Origin of the sequence: Amycolatopsis sp. NPDC049252, from assembly GCF_043197175.1 — a bacterium.
Taxonomy (GTDB): Bacteria; Actinomycetota; Actinomycetes; order Mycobacteriales; family Pseudonocardiaceae; genus Amycolatopsis.
In genome coordinates, this window is the sequence record NZ_JBICSQ010000095.1 from 24,251 (window position 1) to 28,884 (window position 4,634).

General features: G+C 73.0%; 8 protein-coding genes. 2 read left to right on the plus strand and 6 right to left on the minus strand.

All coding sequences use genetic code 11. The features are described from left to right. A partial coding sequence (locus ACGFMK_RS43325; protein WP_392775950.1) for an NTF2-like N-terminal transpeptidase domain-containing protein occupies positions 1-928 on the minus strand: 928 nt, incomplete at its 3' end. 61 nt (positions 929-989) lie between these two features. Continuing rightward, a complete protein-coding gene (locus ACGFMK_RS43330; protein ID WP_392775953.1) occupies positions 990-1,844 on the minus strand; it encodes a GNAT family N-acetyltransferase in 855 nt (284 codons plus the stop codon). A 100-nt stretch (positions 1,845-1,944) separates the two neighbouring features. On the opposite strand from ACGFMK_RS43330, the gene ACGFMK_RS43335 reads away from it, so the two are divergent. Beyond that, positions 1,945-2,151, plus strand: coding sequence for a DUF4177 domain-containing protein (locus ACGFMK_RS43335; protein ID WP_392775956.1), 207 nt, complete (start codon positions 1,945-1,947; stop codon positions 2,149-2,151). 1 nt (position 2,152) lies between these two features. Here ACGFMK_RS43335 and ACGFMK_RS43340 read toward each other — a convergent pair whose 3' ends face one another. Together ACGFMK_RS43340 and ACGFMK_RS43345 are read right to left on the minus strand one after the other, a co-directional pair. Then, on the minus strand, positions 2,153-2,545 hold the full coding sequence (locus tag ACGFMK_RS43340; protein ID WP_392775958.1) for a VOC family protein: 393 nt from the start codon (positions 2,543-2,545) through the stop codon (positions 2,153-2,155). Then, positions 2,542-3,348: a helix-turn-helix domain-containing protein gene (locus tag ACGFMK_RS43345; RefSeq protein ID WP_392775961.1), complete on the minus strand. Its 807-nt coding sequence runs from the start codon at positions 3,346-3,348 to the stop codon at positions 2,542-2,544. Before ACGFMK_RS43345 ends, ACGFMK_RS43340 begins: the two co-directional genes overlap by 4 nt. A gap of 83 nt (positions 3,349-3,431) precedes the next feature. Between ACGFMK_RS43345 and ACGFMK_RS43350 the strand changes: the two genes are divergently transcribed. Next, positions 3,432-3,686, plus strand: coding sequence for a hypothetical protein (locus tag ACGFMK_RS43350; RefSeq protein ID WP_247062465.1), 255 nt, complete (start codon positions 3,432-3,434; stop codon positions 3,684-3,686). Here the strand turns inward: ACGFMK_RS43350 and ACGFMK_RS43355 are convergent. Both ACGFMK_RS43355 and ACGFMK_RS43360 read right to left on the minus strand, forming a co-directional pair. Then, entirely contained in the window at positions 3,675-3,866 is a 192-nt protein-coding gene (locus ACGFMK_RS43355) for a hypothetical protein (protein ID WP_392775964.1), read from the minus strand. The genes ACGFMK_RS43350 and ACGFMK_RS43355 overlap by 12 nt on opposite strands. A gap of 90 nt (positions 3,867-3,956) precedes the next feature. Continuing rightward, positions 3,957-4,634: flavodoxin-dependent (E)-4-hydroxy-3-methylbut-2-enyl-diphosphate synthase (locus ACGFMK_RS43360; RefSeq protein ID WP_392775967.1), on the minus strand; the 678-nt coding region annotated here is incomplete at its 5' end.

A 4,634-nucleotide genomic window follows, 5' to 3' on the forward strand; every position in this document is an offset into this window, starting at 1 on the left:
CCTGGACCCTTGCGCTGAGCGTGCTGGTGATCGCGGGGCCCGGCCGCGGCGGCTCGGCCCGCAGCTCGGCCACCTCGCCCCCGGTGACGTCCTGGGTGACGATCCGCCAGCCCGCCGCGCCGGCCAGCTCCTGCTCGACCAGCGCGCGGATGGCGGGCAGCACCTGCGCCCCGGACCCGCGCGTCACCGGCAGCAGCCGCTCCTGGGCGGCGAACCGGACGCCGGGCAGGTCGTAGATCACCGGCTTGACCCGCTGGTAGTCGCCGGCCCGCAGGGTGATCACCGGGAAGGTGCTGCCGGGCTTGGTCTTGCCCATCCCGTCCAGCAGCGAACGGCCGGTCACCGACGGCTCGTACCGGTGCAGCGCGGCGGCGAGCGACTTGGCCACCGCGCCCGCGTCGCCGGTCTTCTGCGGGTCGACGACCACCCCGATCACGGTCTGCGGGCGCATCAGCGGCACGCCGTCGCGGTCGAGGACCGGCGCGGTCTCCGGCAGCTGCGGCAGCACGCCGAGGGTCTGGCCGGCCGCGAGCTGCGGGTGCACGACCGTCGGCTGCCAGTGCACCTGCCAGCCGCTCTCGGCCGCGCGCAGCTGGGCGTCGGCGCGGTAGGTCCAGGTGCGGCCGTGCGGGAGGTGCCAGGTGAGCTGGTAGCCGGCCGTGACGGTGTCCCCGTCGGCCGGCTCCTTCACCTCTTCGTCCTCGACGTCCAGTGACTCCGGGTCGAGGGCGCCGCGGACCTGCGTCAGCACGGTCTTCGCCGCGTCCGGCGAGTCGGTGTCCGCCGCCGCGGCGGCGACGTCGCCCGAGGCGACGGCGTCCAGGAACGCCGACAGGGCGTCCTCGGGACCGTCGCCCGAACAGCCGGCCGCGGTCGAGGCGGCGAGCAGCAGCACCGCGAGCACGGCAGCGCTTCGACGTGCACTCATGGCGGGATGATGCCCTGGTCAGAGCCTCGCGGTGGGGCCGAAACGCCGCCACGGAAGAGTGCTAGAACAGCACCGTCGCGTACTGGCCGACCTGCTGGAAGCCGATCTTGCGGTAGGCCGCGAGCGCGGGTTTGTTGTAGCCGTTGACGTACAGGCTCGCGGTGCGGCCGAGGCCGCGCACGAGCCGGTTCACCACGGCGGCCGTGCCCGCGGTGCCGAGGCCGTCACCACGGCGCTCGGGATGCACCCAGACACCCTGGATCTGCCCGACGGTCGCCGACATCGCGCCGATCTCGGCCTTGAACACGACCTCGCCGTGCTCGAACCGGGCGAACGCGCGCCCGGCGGCGATCAGCTCGGTGACCCGGGCGCGGTAGCTGGCGCCGCCGTCGCCGCTGCGCGGGTCGACGCCGACCTCTTCGATGAACATCTTGACGGCGGCGGGCAGGTAGCGCTCGAGCTCGTCCGGGCGGACCGCGCGGACGGCCGGGTCGGCCTTGACGACCGGCAGCGTGTCCAGGGCCATCAGCGGCTGGTCGTCGCGCACTTCGCGGGCCGGGCCCCACTCGTCGGAGAGCTCCTCCCACAGGCCGAGGACCTGCTCGGCCGGGCCGACCAGCGACGAGCACGTCCGCTGGCGGCGCAGGGCGCGGTCGGCGAAGGAGCGCAACGCGGGCGCGTTGCCGCGCAGGGGGATCAGGTTGGGACCGGAGAAGCACAGCCCCTGGAGCCGCCCGGCGCGAACCGGGCGGTTGTCGGCGGCCCAGAGCTCACCACCGAGCCGCCAGGGATCGAGGCCCGCGGCCTCCACCCTGGCACTGACCATGCAGCTGCCCACCGGGTCGGCGGCGAGCGCGGCACGGACCGCCGGATAGTCCCGATCATCGAGCAGCCGTGCACCTGCAAGCCGCAACACGGGCTCCAGGGTGCCAGATGAACAGCCGAAACGGAACGCGAGCCTCTAGACACGCTCAGATGAACAGCCGGTGTCCGGCGTTCCGGGCAGAATCGGGTCCATGCAGCGCTACACGTACAAGGTCGTCGAGGTCCGCGAGAAGCTCCTGGGCGGCAAGATGTCCGGGGACAAGCTCGAGAAGCTGCTCAACGACCGCGCCGCCGACGGATGGCAGCTGAAGGCCATCACGTCGGCGGAGGTCAAGGGCCGGGTCGGCCCGGGCGGCGTCGACGGCCTGCTCGTCACCTTCGAACGCCCCGTCCAGTAGGTCAGGGCGCGCCGCGGTAGGTGCCGAACGTCCAGGCGTTGCCTTCGGGGTCGCGCAGGCTGAACGTGTGCGAGCCGTAGCCGGTGTCGGTCAGCTCGGCGGTGATCTCGGCCCCGGCGGCCTTCGCCTTCGCGTGGACGTCGTCCACGTGGTCCGACACGACGTACACCGCGCCGGTGCCGGGTTTCATGGCGTCGTGGACGCCGTCGGGCGGGCGGACGCTGCCGAGCATCACGGCGCCGCCTTCGGGCCAGCGCAGCTCGGCGTGGGCGATCAGGTCGCCCTCGGGCACGACCAGTGCCTCGGTGAAGCCCAGGACGTCGACGAGGAAGCGGACCGCGGCCGGGGCGTCGTCGTAACGGAGGGCGGGCCAGACGTTCGGTGCGGGAGTCATGCCGGTGAGTCTTGCCCGGCGGCCACCCGCTCGTCTTGGAGGAACGGGAGCTCCTCGGCGATCCACGTGCCCGGCGTGCACCCGGCCAGCGCCCGCCACTCGTTGCTCAGGTGCGCCTGGTCGTAGAACCCGCACTCGACGGCGAGGGCGGCCAGGTCGGAGTGCCCCCGGCGCAGCAGCCGCCCGGCCCGCTCGAACCGCAGCACCCGCGCGGCCTGCTTCGGCGCCAGCCCCAGCTCCGTCCGGAAGCGCTCGCCGAGGTGGCGCCGGCTCCAGCCGACCGCACCGGCGAGGTCCGCGACGCGCACCTGCCCGTCGGCCCCGCGCATCCGGCGCCACGCCTCCCCCAGTTCCGGCGGCGGCTGCCGCGGGTCCACCGCCCGCGCGGCCAGGACGTCGTCGAGCAGCGCGAACCGCTCGGGCCAGGCGGGCAGCTCCCGCAGCCGCTCCGGGAGGTCGCCGAGGCCGAACTCGGCCAGGTCCACGACGTTCCCGCTCAGCTCGGCCGCCGTGACGCCGAGCAGGGTGCGCACGCCCAGCGGGTCGAGCTCGAGCTGGAGGCCCTCCTGCGTCCGGTCCTGCTCGATCAGCACCGCGCTGGTGTGCAGCCCGCCGACCAGGGCCTGCAGCCGGTGCCCGGCCATCCGGACGGGCCCGGCGAGGCTGATGACGAGCGTCACGTACCGGGAGGGCAAGCCGCGGTGCACGGCGAGGGTGACGTCGTCCTGCGCGTACCCGATGTAGCGCGTGACCAGGGGCCGCACCACCGGGTGCGGCTCGCCGACGGCCCAGCCCGCGCTCACGAATACCAGCGTAAACGTCACCACCGACGGTTCCGGTTTCTGCTAACACGGAGGGGCGTCCCCCACCGCGGAAGGAACCCCCGATGACGATCCAGGAGCAGGCGCAGCAGCTGGAGCTGCTCGCCGACCAGGTGCCCACCGGCATCGCGCTCGCGACGAAGAGCGACCTCGAGGACCTGCAGGCCCAGGTCATGGGCCTGCTCGGGGAGACGTCGACCGCGACCGCGATCCAGGGCTCCATCCAGCTCGCCTCGCAGCAGATCGACGAGGTCGCGGCCGCGCTGGAGAACGTCCGGCTGCAGATCCGCGACGCCGCCCAGCACCACCTACAGGGGTGAGGGCTCGTACCAGGAGTGAGCGGCGGGCCGGCCGGTGTGGCTCGGGCCGGCCAGGTCGTCGGCGCCGAGGTAGCGGAACGGCAGCACGCCGTTGAAAGGGCCATCGCGCCGGATCCACCGCGCCGCGGGGGCGCCGTCCGGCAGCCGGATGCCCGCCACGTCGAAGTTCGCGGCGAACACCCCTTCCGGGGCCGGCCAAGACGAGGCCCTCAGCAGCGCGCCGAGCTAGCGCCGGCCGTTCCAGGACGTCGTTCCGCGAGCAGGTCCGGCTCAGCCGGCGGTGACGACCGGGGCACCCTCGCCGAGTCCTTCGCCCGCCTCTTCGGCGATGCGCATGGCCTCCTCGATCAGGGTCTCGACGATCGCGTGCTCCGGCACGGTCTTGATGACCTCGCCCTTCACGAAGATCTGCCCCTTGCCGTTACCCGACGCCACACCCAGGTCGGCCTCACGGGCCTCACCCGGACCGTTCACCACGCAGCCCATCACCGCCACCCGCAGCGGGATCTCCATCCCCTCCAGACCGGCGGTGACCTGCTCGGCGAGGGTGTAGACGTCGACCTGCGCGCGCCCGCACGACGGGCACGACACGATCTCCAGCTTCCGCTGCTTCAGATTCAGCGACTGCAGGATCTGGATGCCGACCTTGACCTCTTCGACCGGCGGCGCCGACAACGACACCCGGATCGTGTCACCGATCCCCTGCCGCAACAGCGCACCGAACGCCACAGCCGACTTGATCGTGCCCTGGAACGCCGGGCCCGCCTCGGTGACACCCAGATGCAGCGGGTAGTCGCACTGCTCGGCGAGCAGCTCGTAGGCGCGGACCATGACCACCGGGTCGTTGTGCTTGACCGAGATCTTGATGTCGTGGAAATCGTGCTCGGCGAACAGCGACGCCTCCCACAACGCCGACTCCGCCAGCGCCTCCGGCGTCGCCTTGCCGTA

Bases quoted from the DNA above. Each gene is read 5' to 3' on its own strand.
- ACGFMK_RS43335 (WP_392775956.1), top strand. From the start codon at position 1,945: ATGCAGCGCTACACGTACAAGGTCGTCGAGGTCCGCGAGAAGCTCCTG.
- ACGFMK_RS43340 (WP_392775958.1), bottom strand. From the start codon at position 2,545: ATGACTCCCGCACCGAACGTCTGGCCCGCCCTCCGTTACGACGACGCC.
- ACGFMK_RS43350 (WP_247062465.1), top strand. From the start codon at position 3,432: ATGACGATCCAGGAGCAGGCGCAGCAGCTGGAGCTGCTCGCCGACCAG.